The organism is Pedobacter insulae (assembly GCF_900113525.1).
Taxonomy (GTDB): domain Bacteria; phylum Bacteroidota; class Bacteroidia; order Sphingobacteriales; family Sphingobacteriaceae; genus Pedobacter; species Pedobacter insulae.
Genome location: NZ_FOPP01000001.1, coordinates 249,056 through 269,070, shown reverse-complemented (window position 1 = coordinate 269,070; position 20,015 = coordinate 249,056). Strand labels below are relative to the sequence as shown.

General features: G+C 38.6%; 19 protein-coding genes. 13 read left to right on the top strand and 6 right to left on the bottom strand.

Features of this window, described 5'->3' with window-relative positions; genetic code table 11:
- Positions 1 to 35: 35 nt before the first annotated feature.
- Complete coding sequence (locus BM207_RS01225; RefSeq protein WP_090991734.1) at positions 36 to 1,793, bottom strand: hypothetical protein; 1,758 nt, start codon at positions 1,791 to 1,793, stop codon at positions 36 to 38.
- Positions 1,794 to 1,944: 151 nt separating this feature from the next.
- Here BM207_RS01225 and BM207_RS01220 point away from each other — a divergent pair, with 151 nt between their 5' ends.
- From BM207_RS01220 to BM207_RS01170, 11 genes are all read left to right on the top strand, one after another.
- A complete protein-coding gene (locus tag BM207_RS01220; protein WP_090991733.1) occupies positions 1,945 to 3,492 on the top strand; it encodes a MiaB/RimO family radical SAM methylthiotransferase in 1,548 nt (515 codons plus the stop codon).
- A gap of 28 nt (positions 3,493 to 3,520) precedes the next feature.
- Entirely contained in the window at positions 3,521 to 4,753 is a 1,233-nt protein-coding gene (locus tag BM207_RS01215) for a sigma-54 interaction domain-containing protein (protein ID WP_090991732.1), read from the top strand.
- A 15-nt stretch (positions 4,754 to 4,768) separates the two neighbouring features.
- The gene (gene lptE / locus BM207_RS01210) at positions 4,769 to 5,272 is read left to right on the top strand and encodes an LPS assembly lipoprotein LptE (RefSeq protein WP_090991731.1); all 504 of its coding nucleotides are present in this window, start codon (positions 4,769 to 4,771) and stop codon (positions 5,270 to 5,272) included.
- 36 nt (positions 5,273 to 5,308) lie between these two features.
- A complete protein-coding gene (locus BM207_RS01205; RefSeq protein WP_090991730.1) occupies positions 5,309 to 6,358 on the top strand; it encodes a hypothetical protein in 1,050 nt (349 codons plus the stop codon).
- A gap of 14 nt (positions 6,359 to 6,372) precedes the next feature.
- A complete protein-coding gene (gene secG, locus BM207_RS01200; RefSeq protein ID WP_090991729.1) occupies positions 6,373 to 6,726 on the top strand; it encodes a preprotein translocase subunit SecG in 354 nt (117 codons plus the stop codon).
- Between the two features lie 378 nt (positions 6,727 to 7,104).
- Positions 7,105 to 8,421 carry a hypothetical protein gene (locus BM207_RS01195; RefSeq protein ID WP_090991728.1) on the top strand — a complete coding sequence of 439 codons (1,317 nt, stop codon included), beginning with the start codon at positions 7,105 to 7,107 and terminating at the stop codon, positions 8,419 to 8,421.
- A gap of 13 nt (positions 8,422 to 8,434) precedes the next feature.
- Complete coding sequence (locus BM207_RS01190; RefSeq protein WP_090991727.1) at positions 8,435 to 8,863, top strand: hypothetical protein; 429 nt, start codon at positions 8,435 to 8,437, stop codon at positions 8,861 to 8,863.
- Positions 8,864 to 9,561: 698 nt separating this feature from the next.
- Positions 9,562 to 9,855, top strand: coding sequence for a co-chaperone GroES (gene groES / locus BM207_RS01185; RefSeq protein ID WP_090991726.1), 294 nt, complete (start codon positions 9,562 to 9,564; stop codon positions 9,853 to 9,855).
- A gap of 23 nt (positions 9,856 to 9,878) precedes the next feature.
- On the top strand, positions 9,879 to 11,519 hold the full coding sequence (gene groL / locus BM207_RS01180) for a chaperonin GroEL (protein WP_090991725.1): 1,641 nt from the start codon (positions 9,879 to 9,881) through the stop codon (positions 11,517 to 11,519).
- Between the two features lie 116 nt (positions 11,520 to 11,635).
- Positions 11,636 to 12,304 (top strand): MgtC/SapB family protein, encoded by a 669-nt coding sequence (locus tag BM207_RS01175; RefSeq protein WP_245767999.1) that lies wholly within the window; start codon positions 11,636 to 11,638, stop codon positions 12,302 to 12,304.
- Positions 12,305 to 12,358: 54 nt separating this feature from the next.
- Positions 12,359 to 13,786: an L-serine ammonia-lyase gene (locus BM207_RS01170; protein ID WP_090991724.1), complete on the top strand. Its 1,428-nt coding sequence runs from the start codon at positions 12,359 to 12,361 to the stop codon at positions 13,784 to 13,786.
- Here BM207_RS01170 and BM207_RS01165 read toward each other — a convergent pair.
- The 5 genes from BM207_RS01165 to BM207_RS01145 form a co-directional block, all read right to left on the bottom strand.
- Positions 13,772 to 14,392, bottom strand: coding sequence for an SGNH/GDSL hydrolase family protein (locus BM207_RS01165; RefSeq protein WP_090991723.1), 621 nt, complete (start codon positions 14,390 to 14,392; stop codon positions 13,772 to 13,774). The two genes, BM207_RS01170 and BM207_RS01165, sit on opposite strands and share 15 nt — an antisense overlap.
- Positions 14,389 to 14,700 (bottom strand): DUF2752 domain-containing protein, encoded by a 312-nt coding sequence (locus tag BM207_RS19415; protein WP_090991722.1) that lies wholly within the window; start codon positions 14,698 to 14,700, stop codon positions 14,389 to 14,391. The genes BM207_RS01165 and BM207_RS19415 overlap by 4 nt, the downstream gene beginning before the upstream one ends.
- 9 nt (positions 14,701 to 14,709) lie before the next feature.
- Entirely contained in the window at positions 14,710 to 15,177 is a 468-nt protein-coding gene (locus BM207_RS01155) for a DUF5684 domain-containing protein (RefSeq protein WP_090991721.1), read from the bottom strand.
- Positions 15,178 to 15,301: 124 nt separating this feature from the next.
- A complete protein-coding gene (gene lipB, locus BM207_RS01150; protein ID WP_090991720.1) occupies positions 15,302 to 15,997 on the bottom strand; it encodes a lipoyl(octanoyl) transferase LipB in 696 nt (231 codons plus the stop codon).
- A 17-nt stretch (positions 15,998 to 16,014) separates the two neighbouring features.
- Positions 16,015 to 16,656: a 4'-phosphopantetheinyl transferase family protein gene (locus tag BM207_RS01145; protein WP_090991719.1), complete on the bottom strand. Its 642-nt coding sequence runs from the start codon at positions 16,654 to 16,656 to the stop codon at positions 16,015 to 16,017.
- 67 nt (positions 16,657 to 16,723) lie between these two features.
- On the opposite strand from BM207_RS01145, the gene dcd reads away from it, so the two are divergent.
- A complete protein-coding gene (gene dcd / locus BM207_RS01140; protein WP_090991718.1) occupies positions 16,724 to 17,260 on the top strand; it encodes a dCTP deaminase in 537 nt (178 codons plus the stop codon).
- Positions 17,261 to 17,330: 70 nt separating this feature from the next.
- Positions 17,331 to 20,012, top strand: coding sequence for a TonB-dependent receptor plug domain-containing protein (locus tag BM207_RS01135; protein WP_090991717.1), 2,682 nt, complete (start codon positions 17,331 to 17,333; stop codon positions 20,010 to 20,012).
- The last annotated feature ends 3 nt before the right edge of the window (positions 20,013 to 20,015 follow it).

Here is a 20,015-nt window from a genome sequence, read left to right as displayed (position 1 = left end):
TTCAATTATATGTGAACCTAGTTAATTAACCTATTTTAACTTTTTTCCCGCTCGGTACGTCTTGCAGCTCTTTTCTGTTGGCGTTCTTCTTTTTTACTTGTTTGGGGTTTGGCCATAGGCTTCATCGGAATTACGCCAATACCAACAATTTCCCGAATTCCCACGAAAACGCTTTTCCACATTAAATTAAAGAATGAAGCCTGGGGAACCCTATCCATAGTAATATTGGCCGTTCTCGCAGGCTCTCCTTTAGAGGGGTTGTCATTTTTGATCAAAATTGTGTTAGCTAAAAATGACAGCAAGCCTTTTTTTTCAGCCTTGCCCTGTTCGTCATCTTTTAAAAGCTTAATTTTTAAACCTGTATATAAAAATTGTACTTTGCCTTTAGAGCCGCGTTCATTTGCCGTAATATGGAAGTCTACCTGTTTTACATTTCCGCTTTCAATTTCCACTTCGCCCAGGCTTTTCGAAAGAGGGTTTAAAATCTGCATATTGAATGGGCTGACATGGCCTGTATAGCTGAACGAACCAGCGGCATCAGTTAAATTAAAATCTATTTTAACATTCAATTTGCCCGCACCAAGTATATAGGTTGTTAAATCTGCTTTGGCGTGATTGTTTTTGGATAATCGCAACGAATCGTTAGTGACATTCAGAATGTTACCTGTTAAATTATCAAGTTTTAAGGTTCCTCGCTCGTTGTTCTTTGGATTAAATTCTGTATAGGCAATGTCGACTTTATTTAAGCTTAAGGTTTCTACGACCGTTTCAATAGGTAATCTTTTTAAGGCATTATGAGGGTAGTTTTTCCCTTTGTCAAAATTAGGCAAAGGAAGTGCGCGATTTAGAAAAACTTGAACCTTAGCAGGGCCAATTTTTATTTGCCGGGCATACAGGCTTCCCTCGTTACTTAATTTGATGAAATCGACACCCGAAGCCTCTATGCTATTAAAATTAAAATCATATCGATCTTTTTGAGTAGCATACTTTCTGCTGAAAGTTAAATCCGGATACATGGGAATTAATTGTAGCCCCTTTACTTTCAACATTCGACTGTTGATAGAGCCGCTCACTGAATCTATTTTAAGGGTGTACATCTTATCCTTTGTTGGGGCTCGATATCCATTTAACTCGAAACCGATATTCTTCGCATTTAACACCCTGGTTGTGTCATATTGAGAAGCAGAATCAATCAATACATCTTTAACGTTTACCGACAAATGTTTAACTGCGTTCAACTTCTTTGATCCACTGTAATAATCGAAGTTGGCATCGATAACCTTAATAGTAGAAACCTGGATAGATTTAAGCGATTTTGAGATCTGCTGGTAGAGGGTACTATCATCTACCAGCGTGTCTATTCTTTTTGGAACCTTGTGATAAATCATATCAATAGAAGGATGATCGAGAATAATTGCGTTCATCTCGATCCGCTTTTTGAAATAGGCGGTCATAATCCCTACCCGGCTAAGTTTCAAATGATTTACTTTAACCCTAAACAAATGTGTTGGGGCTTTTTTTAAAAACTTCAACCTGTTATAGGCAACCGTATCCGGAATAAGGGTAACGGTATCTAACACCACGCTTCCGGTAAACAAGTTCAAATGGATATCCCTGAAATCTACCCTATATAATCCGTATGATCCACTATAAACACCTTCTTTAATTTTATCGGAAAGCAGGGGCTTCCAACGAGCACTTAAGTAAAGGGCAGCTATGCCGCTTAGCAAAACCAATCCCCCTAAAATACCTCCAAGCCAAATCCAAATTGTTCGTTTTTTGTGCAAGCTCATAAATTTTGTTTGTGTGCTTACAACATTTCGAAAGGCAAAAGGTTTGCATGCTATTTGGTTCAAAGCTCATTTATTGACCTTAATATGTTATGACAATTTGTCATTTACCAATAAAATTTATTACTTTTGAACCCCATATTTATTGATATTAATGATTGATTTTCAGCTAACAGATAAGACCCACGATGAAGAGCGCCAAGGTGAAGCTTTAGTAATTGATGCCCCAGTGAAAGCCGACGGGAGAAAACTTTACATAGAAAGTTATGGCTGCCAGATGAATTTTGCCGATAGCGAAATTGTTGCTTCAATTTTAGCTGATACAGGTTTTAAAACCACTGGCGACTACCATGAAGCAGATGTAATTTTCATCAATACTTGCTCTATTCGTGAGAATGCAGAGCAGCGTGTTCGCAATCGCTTATCGCAATTCGGCGTAGAAAAAAGAAGAAATCCTAAATTAATAGTCGGCGTATTAGGCTGCATGGCTGAAAGGTTAAAAGCTAAATTTTTGGAAGAAGAAAAATTGGTGGATGTAGTAGTAGGTCCTGATGCTTACCGGGATTTACCAGGACTTATTAGCCAGGTGGAGGATGGACATAAAGCTGTAAATGTAATATTATCTCGTGAAGAAACTTATGCAGACGTTAGTCCGGTTAGGTTAAATAGCAACGGCATTACTGCTTTTGTGACCATTATGCGTGGTTGTGATAATATGTGCTCATTTTGCGTAGTGCCGTTTACACGTGGACGCGAACGCAGTAGAGACCCGCATTCTATCATTGCTGAAGCAAAAGATTTGTTTGCTAAAGGGTATCGCGAAATAACTTTATTAGGACAAAACGTTGATTCTTATCATTGGAGTAAACCTAAAGAAAATAAAGTTGCGCAGAGCGACTTAGAAGATGAGATGAACACGCTAACTGGCGATGCGTTGTTAGAAGCCCTGATCAATAAAACAGACTTGCCCGGCACACGCAGAAATGAAAATGAAGTGATGGATGCTGATTCAATGAATTTTGCGCAGCTATTAGCTGCCGTGGCTGATATACATCCTGATTTGAGAGTCCGTTTCTCTACTTCACACCCTAAAGATATTACTGACGAGGTATTATATACGATTGCGAAATACGACAACATTTGTAATTATATACATTTACCGGTACAATCTGGAAACTCAAGGATTTTAGCATTGATGAACCGTACCTATACGCGTGAGTGGTATATGAACAGAATTGATGCCATTCGCCGTATTATTCCCGGCTGTGCGATCTCTGCCGATATTATTGCAGGATTTTGTACGGAAACAGAAGAAGAGCACCAAGATACTTTAAGCATTATGGATTATGCTAGATATAATTTTGCCTACACCTTTTCTTACTCAGAGCGTCCGGGAACTTTAGCTGCCAGAAAATATATAGACGATGTTCCGGAGGAGGTAAAGGCAAGGCGTTTAGCAGAAATTTTCAAAAAGCAACAGGAAGATTCATTGGCCTGTTTAGAAGATTTTGTTGGCAAAACGGTAAAGGTTTTAATTGAAGGATTTTCGAAAAAATCGGATAAAGAATATAGAGGTCGCAATGACGAAAATGCGATGGTAGTTTTCCCTGTTACCGATTCGGTAAAACCAGGCGAATACGCAAATGTTTATATAGAAAGATGTACTTCGGCTACTTTAATAGGGCGTGTAATTGAAATCTAAATACTTTATACTAATGACTAAGTACTAAATGGATATACAAGATATTAAAAACAGGTTCGGCATAATTGGTGGTTCACCGCTATTAAACCGTGCTATAGATACCGCCAGACAAGTGGCGCCCACAGACATGTCTGTGTTAATTACCGGCGAAAGTGGTAGTGGAAAGGAAGTATTTTCTCACATCATTCACCAAATGAGTGCCCGTAAGCATGGAGCTTTTATTGCCGTTAACTGCGGTGCTATTCCAGAAGGAACAATTGATTCGGAGTTATTTGGGCATGAAAAGGGATCGTTTACCGGAGCTCACGAAGCCCGTAAAGGTTATTTTGAAGTTGCCAATGGCGGAACCATATTTTTAGATGAGGTGGCCGAATTACCTTTAGGTACGCAAGCTCGTTTATTGCGTATTTTAGAAAGTGGAGAATATTTACGGGTAGGTTCTTCGAAAGTTCAAAAAACTGATGTACGGATTATTGCGGCGACAAACGTTGATGTTTACAATCGAGTTAAATCGGGCAAATTCAGAGAAGATTTATACTATCGCTTAAATACTGTGCCTTTGCGTATCCCACCGCTTAACGAGCGAAAGGAAGATATTTATTTACTGTTCAGGAAATTCGCTGCCGATTTTAGCGATAAATACCGTAGTCCGGGTATTAACCTGGAACCCGATGCTATTCAGATGCTAAGCAATTATAGCTGGCCGGGAAATGTTAGGCAGTTAAAAAATATCGCCGAGCAGATTTGTGTATTGGAGAAGGATCGAAATGTAAGTGCCCAAGCCCTGTTAAATTATATTCCGAATGAATCGGGAAGTAATTTACCGATGGCTATCAACGGATCGAACAAAGAAGATTTTTCGGAACGAGATATTTTATACAAGGTGCTTTTCGACATGAAAAAGGACATGATGGAGCTGAAGAAACTCGTTGCAGAGATTATTCAAAATGGCGGGAACACTGCCCATATTATGGCCGACAACCCTCAATATATCAATCAGCTTTATCAGGAAGTAGACTTACCCAATCATAATGAGGCTACGTTGACCATTAAACATCCGGCCCAAAATCAGCCCAACGAATATAATTACGCCCATGATGCGGAGGAAATCGAAGAATCTTTATCGCTTATTGATAAAGAATCTGATTTGATTAAGAAAGCATTAAAGAAGCATAAGGGTAAACGTAAATTTGCGGCACAAGAACTCGGCATTTCGGAGCGAACACTTTATCGTAAAATAAAAGAACTTAATTTGAGTTAAATAGAAAAAAGATAAATGAAGAACCTATTATTTGCCTGTATAGTACTTATCCTTAGCAGTTGCAGCTATAAATTTAATGGTGCATCCATCCCTCCAGAGTTGAAAACAGTAGAGGTGCCTGTTTTTGAGAATTTAGCTCCATTGGTAGATCCGACTTTAAGCAATACCCTTACGGAAGCTTTTATGACCCGAATTCGTACGCAGAGCAAGCTCAACATTAGCAAAAACGGTGCGCAGGCAAAATTTGAAGGAAAAATAACCGATTATGACATTAGGCCAATTGCCATACAGGATAATACCAAACCTGTTGCAGGCGCTACGCGTTTAACCATCACGGTAATGGTTAAATATACTACTACCGTTCAAGGAAATTCAAAGCCTTTTGAACAAAGTTTCACCGCCTTTACCGACTATCAAGCTGGGCAACCCCTGGCCGGTGCTTATCAACAATCATTAAATAAAAAAATAATCGATCAGCTTACAGAAAATATTTTTAACGCTGCATTTGCACAATGGTAGAGGATTTCTACTTTCAATTGTTAACTTAGCAACAACATGGAGCTAACTATCGAAATCAAAAAACAACTAACAGATTTACTTGCAAGGCCGGCAATGGTTTCGGATGCGCATATGGATTTGTTAACCGATTTGATTAAAACTTATCCATTCTACCAGCCCTTGCATTTGCTTTTGGCAAAGGCCAGTCAAGGTACTTCAAATTATGAGCATGCATTAGCAACGGCAAGCCTTTACAATGGCGGAGCTTTAACTTATCAAATGATGTTTAGGCCAGAAACTTTAGTTGAGGCGGATGTGCAGGATAAGGTGAATGATGAGCAGGAAACCTTTGAAGAAATTAGTGAGGTAGCGCCAACTTCGTTTAAGCAGGAAGAAAATGAGGAAGAAGTTTTTGAAGAGATTGCAGAAGTAGATACTTCTTTATTTGTACCAGATGAACTCGCAATCGAGAGCATAGTAGCATCGGATTTCTTTGCCTTTGAGCAAAATTTTAGCACTGAGCAAGCCGACCCGCTTCATAAAGGCGATAGTATTGTAGTTGTTACCCAGCCCGAGGAATATAACCAGGAAGCGGAGGCCCAAAGCACTGTAAGTAAATATGATGATGATAAGCTACCTTATACTTTTTTATGGTGGTTAGCAAAAACGCGTAAAGAGCATGAGCAGATATTTCAACCCTATGTTACCGCTAAGCAACAACAACATTCGGCGCCAATTGGGGAGCTTCAGCACCAATATGTAGAGCACATCTTCCATTTGCAGACTCCTTTTAATGTGGGAGAAGAGGCAAAACGGGGACCTGTCAATCTTCAGGCGCAGCCAAAAGGAACAGCACTTATAGATTCCTTTATTAAAAATGATCCGCAAATTAAGGCTTTAAAGCCTGAACAGATCAATACAGAAAACAAGGCGAAGAAAAGTGCCGAAGATAATTATGACTTGGTTTCGGAAACGCTAGCGTCCATTTACATCGAGCAGATGCTTTATCACAAGGCAATAGATACTTATGAAAAATTAAGTTTGAAATTTCCAGAAAAAAGCCGTTACTTTGCCGACCTTATTCAGTCTTTAGAAAAGAAAATTTAACAACATACTATAGCATGACAACCTTATTGATTATTTTATTAATTATTTTTTGTGTAGCCCTTGGCTTATTTGTACTTATTCAAAACCCTAAAGGTGGCGGTTTAGCAACTGGCGGATCAGGCAGTAATATGTTTGGTGTACAACGTACTGGTGATGTATTGGAAAAAGGAACTTGGGTATTATTAACCATCATTGTAGTTCTTTCGTTAACACTTACTACGATAGGTAAATCTGGTGGTGGCGCAACAGGGGGTACTTCTAAAGTTCAAGAACAACTTGATAAAACGGCTACCCCTTCTCCAATTGGAAGTGCAGCTCCAAGCTCAAGTGCAGTTCCAGCAAAAACTGGCGATACCACAAAAAAATAAAAAGACATTTACCGATTTGTGGAAACACAAGTCTATTAAACTCCCTGGCTTTAGTTAGGGAGTTTTTTTGTTTTAACCAATGCGTAGCTTGCGCACATATCAAGCTTATAAGCGGCTTAGCTTAGGCTACCCTTACTACCGCTCAGACATTTGTTAGACTTTGCTCAGGATATGCTTAGACTCTGTTAGACCTAAAGCCTGAAGAAAGACAGTACTTAGGCCAATACTAGGCAAAGTGCTTCGCAATGAAGATCAGGTTATTCGTCCCCAAGTTTTACACTCCATCCATTGCTTCCCTACATTTTAGTGTAATTGTTAAGACCCTTTGGTCACTTACTTCAACTTGAAAACCTTAGTTAAGTTAGGGAGTTTTTTGTATTGATTAATTTTTATACCTTTAAGAAAACCGAACCAATTTATGAAGAAATTATCTACTCCCCCTCATGTAAAATTCAATTTAAAGTTGACCATGATAGCATTTATGCTTCATTATTGAAACAAGAATTTGTAAAGCCTTCAAAATCTAATGTAGCATCTATACAAACAGATGAAACTTATCTAGGGTTTAAGATTATTACCGACAGCATCAAAGTAATTAAAGATAAGGGACATACGATGTATATTTTTCCAGTAGTACTTTCTAGCAAAAGAGCAGTTTCTTTTCAGAATCTAACGATCGATGAGAGCACCGCCGGAACGATTGCTTTTGTCAACACCTATACCCCCACTAAAAAATGGATTGCAGATTATAAGAAAGGACATCCTGGGAAATTTGAGGGAAATATCAATGTTAAGTATCTGAATTTAAATAATGGCGTTACCTCAACCAATTTACCAACGTCGAATAAGAAAAGCAACCAAAATGTAATAGCGGTAGCACAAACCTGTATCAATACATCTTATTATTTTGAACTTCCTTATACCTGTGGTTCTGGTGAACATTATCCAGGCGACAACAACTGTACCTTAACCGGCGACCTGTCAGCAGGCTATATGTTATTTGAGGCAATTGTTACAGAATGTTTCGATGTTCCGGATCCAATCGGTGGTGGTGGCGGTACAACACCTACTCCCCCACCTGGCTATGAACCTTGTCCCCAGGGCCCAACAGAACCCCCTTTGGTATCCAGTAAAAAACCTAGGGGAAATAAAATAATGATACTTCCGCCGACGGAATGTGATAGTTTAGAACAAGGCAGCCCATTTATAAATCAATTCATCCTAGATTTTCTTTCACAAAAAAAATATCCGAAATTCACTAACTTGATTAAAGAATTAAAGAATAATGTACAAAATGATAAAAAAATATTAGACGCATTAAAAGATTGGAGCGGACTTACAGAAAGCAAGATATTAGAAAAATTAGCGTTTGGAGAAGGCCCTACGATAGTCGTGAAGGATCTAACTGGTAGATATGGGTATTTCGACAGAAACGAAAACCCTAATGTTATAAACATTGACGCAAGTTGGGTTAGAGGTTTGGAAGCTGCAAATTTACTGAGTACTAGACAAGCAACTGCATTCCTCTTAGGGGTTACAGTATTACATGAATTCGTCCATCAAGCCCGTGCTGCTAACAATTTAGACAGAAATTATGAATATGGAAATGCTTTTGAAAAATCTGCATTTGGTTTAGTTATTCATGGAGAGAATGCTGGCAACTATAGTTATATATTCTATGGAAAGAGCAATTAAATTTTACGTTCTAATGTTTTTTTTATACGCCAACTTTACAGTGTGTAAAAACAATGGCAACAAAAATCATATTAATTCAGCTAAAGTATTAGAAACTTCCTTAAACTACATCCTAAACCATCAGCGACTTGTAAAAGAATACCACAATCAGCCCCTACAGATTATAAACTATAAAAGTAACCCTTTTCAAGAGCAAATCGTAGTAAGAGGTACAAGAGCTATTATACTACCAGACACAACAAACAGTTACTTGTTGATGAAAAACATGGACATATTTAAGCCCATACCGATTGTAGAAATAATTACCATTAAAAATGAGGGTGAGAATATTGTTTCTGTGGATTTGATTTTTAGATCAACAGGCCACTCGTTTTTTTTAAGACTAAAAGAAACTAAAAATGAGGAATTTTCAGTTATAAGCATTTCAGAGCAAACAATATAATTTATAACGAACAAAAAAATCAAGATTATTTCAACTTAAAAACTCTCCCTAAAGAGTGAAGATAGAAAGGAATAAAAATTAAATTCGCTGTTAAAAAAGAAACAACAAGGGAATGTTGATATGCAGACCAATATCTAATTTTTCAGAAGCTGGTTATTTTTAATCCTCATAATTATTTGTTTCTGCGTATTCAACAAATTAAAACCAAGAATATTTATAGTATTGATAGTACTTTGCGTTTTGGCTGTTTCCTACCTGTATGCTAAATATTTCTATATGGACGACTATAGCTTAGCCATCTGCAACATTAACAGTTTAAGCTATTTCTTTCATGCTGCTTAAGTGATAATCTGTTTTATTGTTTTCTGAATTTTTAAAAACGCGATCAGTTTAACTTTTTTATAGCAGCCATATCCACTTACCTAATTTCGCGTTAGGGATTGAAGTGAAAAGCCCACAGCGAGGCACGAGCGAGGACTTGCAACGGAAAGCCCGCTTGAGCGCCCAAAAACAGAAAACTCAAAAACTGCGGTCTGCCAGACTGACACCTCCAAATTCACTCCTTAAATCATTAACTGACAGCTAATGTAAATTTGGCAAGCAAAACAGGCTTGGCATAAAAACTGATAAAACAATTATGTCGTATAAAGAACTATGCGAATTAATTCAATTATTAAAACTAAAAATAAAGAGTATTTATGGCTTTGAACTTTAAACCTAATGCAGATAGAGTAGTTGTTGAAGCTGCTGCTGCAGAAGAAAAAACAGCTTCTGGTATTTACATCCCTGATACAGCTAAAGAAAAACCGCAACAGGGTGTTGTTGTTGCCGTTGGTCCAGGTAAATATGCCGACCAAACCGGAAATTTAATCCCACTAAGTGTGAAAGTTGGTGATCAGGTTTTATACAGCAAATATGGTGGTACCGAAGTTACCATCGAAGGTACTGAGTATTTAATCATGAGAGATTCTGATATTTTAGGCACATTATAAAAAAATTCAAACAATAAAAGAAAATGGCAAAACAAGTAAAATATAACGTTGAAGCTAGAGACGCCCTGAAAAGAGGAGTTGATATTTTAGCGAATGCTGTAAAAGTAACTTTAGGTCCAAAAGGACGTAACGTAATTATCGACAAAAAATTCGGTTCACCAGCGATTACAAAAGATGGTGTAACGGTAGCTAAAGAAATAGAATTAAAAGACCCAATCGAAAATATGGGTGCTCAAATGGTTAAAGAAGTTGCTTCAAAGACTGCTGATATTGCAGGTGACGGAACAACAACTGCTACTGTTTTAGCGCAAGCAATTGTTACTGCTGGGATTAAAAATGTTGCTGCTGGCGCAAATCCAATGGATTTAAAACGTGGTATCGACAAAGCTGTTGCAGCTGTAGTAGCTAACTTGCAAGAACAATCGCAAGCAGTTGGCGATGATAACAACAAAATTAAACAAGTAGCATCTATCTCTGCTAATAACGATGAAGTTATTGGTGCTTTAATTGCCGAGGCAATGAAAAAAGTAGGTAAAGATGGTGTAATTACTGTTGAAGAAGCAAAAGGTACAGAAACTGAAGTTAAAACAGTGGAAGGTATGCAATTTGACAGAGGTTATTTATCTCCATACTTTGTAACTAACGCAGATAAAATGGAAGCGGAATTAGAAAGCCCTTACATTTTAATCTATGATAAAAAAATCAGCAACATGAAAGAATTGTTGCCTGTTTTAGAGAAAACTGTACAAACTGGTAAACCATTAGTAATAATCTCTGAAGATTTAGATGGCGAGGCTTTAGCTACTTTAGTAGTAAATAAAATTCGTGGCTCACTGAAAGTTGTTGCTGTTAAAGCTCCAGGTTTCGGCGACAGAAGAAAAGCAATGTTAGAAGATATCGCGATCTTAACAGGCGGTATTGTAATTTCTGAAGAAAGAGGTTATAAATTAGAAAATGCTGACTTAACTTATTTAGGTTCGGCAGAAAAAGTTGTTGTCGACAAAGACAATACCACGGTAATTAATGGCGCTGGCCAGTCGGAAGACATCAAAGCTCGCGTTAACCAAATCAAAGCTCAGATAGAAACTACAACTTCTGATTACGATAAAGAAAAATTACAAGAGCGTTTAGCTAAACTTTCTGGTGGTGTTGCTGTACTTTATGTAGGTGCTGCAAGTGAGGTAGAAATGAAAGAGAAAAAAGACCGTGTGGATGATGCATTACACGCAACTCGCGCTGCGGTTGAAGAAGGTATCGTTGCAGGTGGTGGCGTTGCTTTCATCCGTGCAGTTGAAGCTTTAGCTGGCTTAAAAGGAGTAAACGATGATGAGAATACAGGTATTCAAATCATTCGTCGTGCAATTGAAGAACCATTACGTCAAATTTGCGAAAATGCAGGTATTGAGGGTTCAATTGTAGTACAGAAAGTGAAAGAAGGTAAAGCAGATTATGGTTATAACGCACGTACTGATGCTTATGAGAACTTAATCGGAGCTGGTGTAATTGATCCAACTAAAGTGGGTCGTGTTGCTTTAGAAAATGCAGCATCAATTGCAGCGATGTTATTGACTACAGAAGTTGTTTTGGCTGATGAGCCTGAAGCAGCTGATGCTGGTCACGCACATCCACCAATGGGTGGTGGCGGCATGGGCGGTATGATGTAATTTCTGCTCCCAATATAAAAAATCCCTCAAGACGAAAGTTTTGGGGGATTTTTGTTTTATATCCTAAACAAATTGACCCGCTTTTAACTTATCTTAGATAAAAACCTTATAGGCCTATGCTTTTGTTAATTCAAGAATACCTAGACAGCGCTCATTTTATTACACAAAGTGAAGTGAATAAATTTTTAATGACTACGCTACTATGCGGATTAATTGGAACAGAGAGAGAGTTTAGAGGGAAACAGGCTGGGCTAAAAACGATGATCATGATTGGTTTAGGCTCGACCCTATTCACTGTGTTGTCTATTAAAATTGGATTGGGCAGCCAAGATCGGATAGCTTCCAATATTGTAACTGGAATAGGTTTTTTGGGCGCTGGGGTAATCTTTAAAGAGGAAAATAGGGTTAAAGGACTCACAACGGCTTGTGTAATATGGATCGTAGCTGCGATAGGAATGGCTGTAGGTGGTGGGTACTATGTTCAATCGATTGGAGTTACCGCAGTCGTATTAGCGGCTTTGCTAATTTTTCCCTTTGTAGAAAGTTTCGTGGAACATCATCACACCCAAAGAACTTACCGCATCGTAAAAAAATATGAAAATGAAAGTCTCGACTCTTATGAAGATTATATTAGAACCTCTAGGTTAAAGCTCCATCGTGGCAAGCAAGAACTAGCTGACGGCATTATTACTGGTTCGTGGACTGCAGTAGGAAGCCCAAAAAACCACAAAAAATTTGTAGATAAAATGTTGCGGGATAAAAAGATACTGGAGTTTGATTTTTAGCGCTTATCTATCAAGTGCTTGCCATAAATCTTAAAAACTATCGTAAATTTGTTTATGCCAAATGAACAAATCTCAGTTTTTGATATCTTTAAAATAGGAATAGGCCCTTCAAGTTCTCATACCCTCGGTCCCTGGCGCGCGGCCCAGCAGTTTACAGAATCCCTTAAAAAACAAAACCTGTTGTGCGATGTAGTGCAGGTAAAAATTTTACTTTATGGATCTCTTGCTAAAACCGGAAAAGGACATGGTACAGACATCGCTATTTTGCTCGGCTTGGCGGGTGGAGATCCCGTTACTTTTGACGTAAACCAAATTGATAGCACTATTGAAACGATTAAGCAGACAAAAGAATTGGAGCTAGCTGCAACACAAAAGATTGAGTTCTCTTACACTGACGATTTAATTTTTTTATTTGCCGAGAGCTTACCTTTCCATCCTAATGCGGTAACATTCCAAGCATTTTTAGCCACTGGAAAAGCAGTTTCAGAAACATATTATTCTATTGGCGGTGGATTTGTAGTAAAAGAGGGAGAAAGTGGCAGCGAAAAAGAAACAGTAGATCTTCCTTTTCCAGTAGAAAAAGCGAGTGAACTTTTGCATTGGTGCCTGTCGACTGGCCTAAAGGTGAGTGAAGTTGTGATGGAAAACGAGGCGGCATGGCGACCAGAAAAGGAAACAAAAAAAGGCATCCTGCAGCATTATCAGGTGATGAAAGAATGCATCTATAGAGGCTGCCATACTCCTGGGTTCTTACCAGGTGGGCTGAACGTAGCTCGAAGAGCTGCAGCATTAAACAAAAGACTTTTAGCAGGCAAAACTTATACCGACTACGAAAGTTGGATCGATGCCATTCGAACTGGCGGGAATGGTTTTAATTATATTTTAGATTGGGTAAGTTGTTTCGCCCTAGCGGTAAATGAAGAAAATGCGGCTTTTGGCCGTGTAGTTACCGCACCTACAAATGGAGCGGCGGGAGTAATCCCAGCGGTTTTGCATTATTTTATCGCTTTCTGCGATGGTTATAAAGAAGACAAAATCATCCAGTTTATTGCCTGTGCTTCCGAAATTGGTAGCATCTTTAAAAAGGGGGCTACTATTTCCGCAGCGATGGGCGGATGTCAGGCAGAAATTGGGGTTAGTTCAGCCATGGCTGCAGCAGCATTAACCGAATGCCTGGGAGGTTCTCAGCGCCAGGTTTTAATGGCGGCCGAGATTGCCATGGAGCACCACTTAGGCTTAACCTGCGATCCGATTGGCGGGCTGGTACAGGTTCCGTGTATAGAACGGAATACGATGGGCGCCATAAAAGCCATCACCGCTAGTCAGCTTGCCCTACAAAGCAACCCCGACAAGGCTAAAGTAAGTTTAGATGCTGTGGTAAATACGATGTGGGAAACTGCGCTTGATATGAACTCTAAATATAAGGAAACTTCGGATGGAGGTTTGGCAACAAATATTCCAATTAGCTTACCTGAGTGTTAATGGCAAGCTCAATGCCCATTGCAAGTGCATCTTGCCGGAATAATGCAAGCCATCAGTAGCTACTAAGGATAAATCTGTTGCCGCTTTTCGTGAACCGGGAGTGATATCGGTGTAACTTACCTTTAAAGCAAGGGTCTCTTCCTTATTGATCACATTGTATGCATCAATTTCTTCAGCAATTAGTTTAGTGTCCCTACCACTCCCCTTACCAAATGGTGTTACTCCCCAATCGGGTATGGAAATCACAAATACCTTATTAACATTTCCACCAGCAAAATTGATGGCCGTTTGGAGCAATTCTTTAAACTCCTTTCGATAGGTATCTTTTGAATAACCACGGTATTGGTTATTTACCCCAATTAGTAAGGTAACTATATCAAATTTTTCAGTTAGCTCCTCCGCTTTAATCGCTGCCTGCAGTTCGTCGGTTGTCCACCCCGTTTTAGCAATTATCTTGGGGCTGGCAACATTCATACCTTGCAATTTCAATTGAGCAGCAACCTGATAGGGAAATGATTCGCTCTGTGAAACTGCTTCCCCTATTGTGTACGAATCGCCCAAAGCAAGATATGTTAACGCAGAACTGTCAGTGATTTTTGGTTTCAAAGCATCAAAAGTTTAAAAAGATAATTTATAACCACCACGATGCCGGTTGCAAAATACAACATCTTTAGCAGCTTAGCCTCAATATTCAACTTAAGTAAATACACTGATATTGCCGCAGTAAAGCTCAGCAAAAAAAACAGTGTTGGAGGATAGAGCTCAAAGCTTTTCGCAAAATCCCCCTCTATTAAGGCCCATACAGACCGTTGAAAACCGCAACCAGGACAATCTACTCCTGTAAGCCACTTGACTGGACAAGGCACAAAAAAACTTTTCGCTTCAATAAAAACAAATGACAAAAACACTAACATTTAGGCTAACTAAACCGGTGGATTATTTGGGGGTTGATTATAAGGATTATTTGGATCGAAGGGATTCCCAAAGCCTCGTTTAGCTTCTGCAGCAGATGGACCTATATATCTGGCACTACCAAAACCTAATATTGGCCAAAAGATAAAGCCTAATAACACTAGGCCGACAGTAAAGCCTTCATCTTTGCCAAAACTCTTACTTACCAAATTTAGCAACCAAATGGCAAATACAATATTTACACAGGGGATCAAGCAGAACAATAGCCAGATAGTTGGTTTTCCGACAATCTCGATCATGATATAAGTATTGTAAATTGGGATAAGCGCTGCCCACCCCGGTTTTCCCGCCTTTTCAAAGGCCTTCCACATTCCCGCGATCGCTATTACGATTATCGCTAAGTAAATAATAATGAAAGTGGCACCGATACCCGCCAAAATGCCTGATCCAGCATCTGAATAATCTGAAGAATAGTCCATAATTTGTTTTTAGTCTAGTTTATAAAGTAAAGATAAACTTTATCTTAAAACATCAAAATTTATTAAAGATTAATTATTGTACTTAAGGTTAAGTACTTAGGCTCGCTAAAATTTGAATAATGAACTAAACCAGTTCCATGCTAAAGAGCGAAGCTATATGTCCTTTCAGCTTTGCTTTTACTTCTTCCATGGGCAAAGGCCTTCCTAATTCCCTTTCCATGGAGGTGACATCTTTGTCGTCAATTCCACAAGGCACTATGTTTTTGAAATAGTTTAGGTCGGTATTAACATTAAAAGCGAAACCATGCATGGTTACCCATCTGCTACAGCGAACGCCTAAGGCACAAATTTTCCTCGCTTTATCATTCGCAGCATCCAACCACACCCCTGTAAACCCTTCATATCTCCCAGCTTCAATACCATAGTCTGCCAAGGTTAAAATCACGGCTTCCTCAAGCGTCCGCAAGTATAAATGGATGTCCGTAAAAAAATTATCCAGGTCTAAAATAGGATAGCCAACTATTTGTCCGGGGCCATGATAGGTAATATCGCCCCCCCGATTGATTTTATAGTAGGTAGCCTCTTTCTCTCTAAGCCCTGCTTCATCTAATAATAGATTTTCAGGATGTCCGCTTTTACCTAAGGTATACACATGATGATGCTCGCAAAAAACCAGATAATTAGAAGTCGGAAGTCCAATATTTTCAGTGCGGTTTTTCGTTTTCAAGGCTACAGTACTTGTGAAGATTTCTTCCTGTTTATCCCAGGCTTGCTGATAATCTATTAGCCCCCAATCTATAAATTCCGTTTTCTTGTTCATCTCTTGATTTTCCGCTACTAAGCCACTACATAGCCTAACATATATCCATCATCGGTTTTAAAATAATTTACATCCAGTGCTTTGGTTCCTTCTGGCAACTCGACAACCGCTTGCAAAATGCCTTCGTCTTTTAGTTTAAAGGGTTTGATATGGATATGTTGTTTAAATTCCAATCCTTTCCGCCCATTCCATTTATAAATGGCTTCTTTAGCACACCAGCTTACGTATAACCCATTGGTATTATCGCCAATTTGCTTTTGGGCTAATTCTACATCCGATAAGAACTTATGCTTGATACTTTTTATTTTGTGTTTGATCAACTCAATATCAACTCCCACTTTTTTATTCTTGCTTATAATTACCGCAGCATAGTCGTAGGAGTGGCTCAATGAAATCTGTGTTTCAGAATTTACCAGGTAAGGCTTTCCATGGTCGTCCATTTGGCAATCGATATATTCGGCTGTATTTAACATGGTCCGCAAAAGTAAACGCGTGCTCAACCAGTGCAATGCACGCTTTCCGTTGCTCAACGACGCGATCACATCAAGCTCATGTTGTTTTAATTGCAAGCCAGCAACTAATTGTTCTTCAGTTTCTTCGATCTTCCAAACTGCGAGACTGGTTTGCTCATCAATATTTTTACGATATACTATCGGCATCTCTTATTTAAAAAAGTAATGCAAAAGTATCTTAAAATAATCATAATTTAGACCAAAATACTTAAAAATGATCCTCTCAGATAAACACATCTTACAAGAAATAGATAAAGGAACCATTATTATTGAACCTTTTAAAATAGATTGCCTGGGCACTAACTCCTATGATGTGCATTTAGGCAAATATTTAGCAACCTATAAAGATCGTGTTCTTGACGCTAAGGCACATAACAAAATAGAACACTTTGAAATCCCTAAAGAAGGCTTTGTATTACAACCAGGCACATTGTATTTAGGGGTAACTTTAGAATATACAGAAACACATGCACACGTTCCTTTTCTGGAAGGTAAGAGTAGTACTGGCAGGTTAGGAATCGATATCCATGCCACTGCTGGTAAAGGCGATGTAGGGTTTTGTAATACCTGGACTTTAGAAATTTCTTGCGCACAGCCAGTCCGCATCTATGCCGGCATGCCCATTGGGCAACTTATATATTTTGTTGTTGATGGCGACATTACAAACATGTATAACACTAAAGATAATGCCAAATACAATAATAAAACGACTAAGCCCGTAGAAAGCATGATGTGGAAAAACACCTTTTAATATAATCAACTAATTCTTTAATATTAGCCTTAGGTTTTGTAACTTAAGGCTTTATTATTTACATCCGCATATGAAGACGAGGTTTTTTGCCCTTTGTGTATTACTCATTACTACCCTAGGTGTTTCTGCTTTTGTGGCCGACGACCCATTTGCCGAATTGCTGAAAAGACTAACAGAATTTACTAAAAAGTATCCCCAGGAAAAAGTACACCTACATTTAGATAAGCCCTATTATGCAATTGGTGATGATATTTGGTTCAAGGCTTACGTAACAGATACCAGAACTACTGCGTTAACGACTGTAAGTAAAATCCTTTATGTAGAATTGATTGATGAAAAAGACTCTTTAAAACAACAATTAAAACTCCCACTTTTAAATGGCATTGGCTGGGGTGATTTTAAATTGCCGGATTCGTTGTATGAAGGTAATTATAGAATAAGAGCCTATACCCAACTGATGCGGAATGCAGGGCCAAATTTTTTCTTCGACAAAACCATTAAAATTGGAAACTCATGGGCCAATAAGGTTTTCGTAAAAACCAATTACTTGTTTAGCCAAGAGGGCAATCAAGAAAAGGTTAACAGCACCATTCAATTTACTGATAAAACGGGGAAACCTTTTGGTAACACAGAGGTAAGCTATATAGTTGAACTGAGTGCAAGAACTATCACCAAGGGCAAAGCGACTACAAACGAGCAGGGAGAAATTACCATACCTATTGTAAATACACAACCCAACATTTATAAAACAGGCAAGATAACTGCGACAATTACCTTGGCAGACAAGCAAAAAATCACAAAGCTTATTCCACTCACTACCACCTCTGTTTTAACAGATGTACAGTTTTTTCCTGAAAGTGGAACACTCGTACAAAATCTCCCTAGCAAAATTGCATTTAAAGCAGTAAATGCAAACGGAAAGGGGGAAGACATTAAAGGTGTGATCATGGATAGTGACGGAACTGAGATTACTAGTTTCGAAAGTTCACACTTAGGCATGGGAAGCTTTTTTGTGAGTCCGCAAGCCGGCAAGACTTACCGAGCGAAGGTTAAATTTAAAAACGGTAGCGAAAAAATGTTCAATCTACCAAAAGCAAACGTTAGTGGTTATGTACTAAGCGTAAATAATGCAGATACTGGCAAGGTAAATTTAAAAGTCCTTCTTTCCGATGATTTAATAGGAAAAGGCAGGCTAAACCTGCTTGTGCAACAAAACGGATCGATCTATTTCTCGGTAAAAATTCCTACAGGGAAAAATGTTGCCACGGCATCCCTGCCAAAATCAGAACTTCCATCAGGAATTATAACCATTACACTATTCAATGATGAAAATGCCCCGGTTGCGGAAAGATTGATTTTCCAGAACAATAAGCTCGATAAAATAAACGTAGGTGTTGAGAACCTGAAAGAAGGTTATCAAAAAAGAGAATTAATGAGCCTTAACCTCAGTAGTACAAACACTGGAAAGCCGATTGTTGGAAGCTTTTCTGTTGCAGTAACAAATACTACAGCTATAAAGCCTGACCCGCTTAATGAAACCAATATCTTGACGAGTTTACTATTAACATCTGATTTGAAAGGCTATGTTGAAAATCCCAACTATTACTTTATGGACGCTGATTTAAACACACGTTTGGCTTTAGACCATCTTTTACTCACTCAGGGATGGCGCAAAATAGATTGGAAGGCCGTGGACAACTCTCAACTACCAGTTCATAATTTTCAAGCAGAAACCGAGTTAAAGATTAGTGGAACAGTGACTACCAATAGCGGAAAACCGGTACCTAATGGAAAAGTTTCGCTGTTTTCTTCTTCAGCTGGCATTTTTGCTATTGATACATTAACGGATGCTAAAGGCAGGTTTAATTTTAACAAACTCGAGTTTCCTGACAGTGCAAAATTTGTTATCCAAGCACGAAACGAAAAAGGAAAACGGGATGTGCAGATTACATTGGATATAATCCCGGGACAGTTGATTACCAGCAACAAAAACATTGGAGACATCGAAATAAATGTAAACGAGCAACTAAAAAACTATCTACAAAATAGTGATGATTATTTTAATGAGTTAACCAAGCGGGGAGTACTCAGTAAAACTATCCAACTTAAAAAGGTAGAAATTGTAGGTCAGAAAAAATTAGTTGAGCATTCCAGCAACTTAAATGGCGCAGGCCGTGCAGACGCCATCATTACTGCTAAAGATCTGGAAAATACACCCCAACTTTCTATGTATCTTTCTGGCAGAATAGCCGGTGTAACTGTTCGGAATGGGCAAGCCTATTTACGTCAATCTTCTGGACCAATGAATATTGTTTTAGATGGTATGTCGATGACAGGTTTTTCTTTGGATGACATCAATGTATTCGATATTGAAACCATAGAAGTATTAAAAAACATCGGAAATACGGCTATCTATGGTTCGCAAGGCGGTAACGGCGTTTTAGTGATCACCACAAAGCGTGGCGGTTCATCTTCGGTCTCTACTTACAGTCCAGGTATTATTACCTATTCTCCAAAAGGCTATGCAATTAGCCGTCAATTTTATTCGCCCAAATATGACACTCACCCCGATTCTAGGCCAGACCTCCGTACAACAGTTTATTGGAATCCTAATATTCTTTCGGATGAAAAAGGAAAATTTAAGCTCGAATACTTCAATACTGATGAGCCAGGATTATATAGGATAGTGATAGAAGGAATAGATTTATTGGGTAATCTCGCCCGAGAAACATTCACTTATCAAGTTAATTAAAAT